Source organism: Vibrio genomosp. F10 str. 9ZD137 (assembly GCF_049974785.1).
In the GTDB taxonomy this organism is placed as follows: domain Bacteria; phylum Pseudomonadota; class Gammaproteobacteria; order Enterobacterales; family Vibrionaceae; genus Vibrio.
In genome coordinates, this window is record NZ_JBNGCJ010000865.1 from 1 (window position 1) to 803 (window position 803).

The following is an 803-nucleotide window of genomic DNA, read 5'->3' on the forward strand; positions in this document are numbered from 1 at the left end:
TTGCCTGTGGCGGTACTACCCGTAGCAGGTTTAATGTTGGGGATCGGTAATGCTGGTTTTGCGTTCATACCTGATGCGCTAAGTAAAATCATGTTAGCAGCAGGTGATGGCGTATTTGGTAACATGCAGCTTATGTTTGCTGTTGGCGTGGCATTAGGGCTATCAAAAGGTAATGATGGCGCTGCGGCATTAGCGGGCTTAGTTGGGCTAATTATTATGAATGCCTCACTCGGTATTGTAACCGGACTTCGAGGTTTGGAGACTGATGCGACCATCATGGGCGTTTCTACACTCCAAACCGGAGTGTTTGGTGGCATTATCATCGGTGCATTTGCTGCAATGATGTATAACCGTTTCTATAATATTAGGCTGCCTGAATACTTAGGCTTTTTTGCAGGTAAACGCTTTGTACCTATTATTACGGGTATTACGGCCATCGCAGTAGGCGCTGTACTTGCATTTTTGTGGCCGCCAGTTGGTCAAATGCTTGATGCGTTTTCACACTGGGCTGCTTATCAGAATCCAGTATTAGCGTGGGCTATTTATGGCGCTGGCGAGCGTTCATTACTCCCGGTTGGCTTACACCATATCTGGAATGCGCCGTTCTTCTTTGAAGTGGGCAGCTACATTGACCCAGAAACAGGAAAAGAAATTACCGGAGAGCTTTCTCGATTTTTTGCGGGCGATAAAACAGCAGGGTACTTGTCTGGTGGTTTCATGTATTCCATGTGGGCACTTCCAGCGGCTGCTTTAGCTATTTATCATTGTGCAACACCGGCGCGAAAAAAAGATCGGAAGAGCGG

The 803-nt window shown here is 47.1% G+C and carries 1 protein-coding gene; it reads left to right on the forward strand.

Annotated features, from left to right (window positions below; genetic code table 11):
- The coding region (locus tag ACP45E_RS19405; protein WP_158008400.1) for a PTS transporter subunit EIIC at positions 1 to 803 on the forward strand (803 nt) is incomplete at both ends.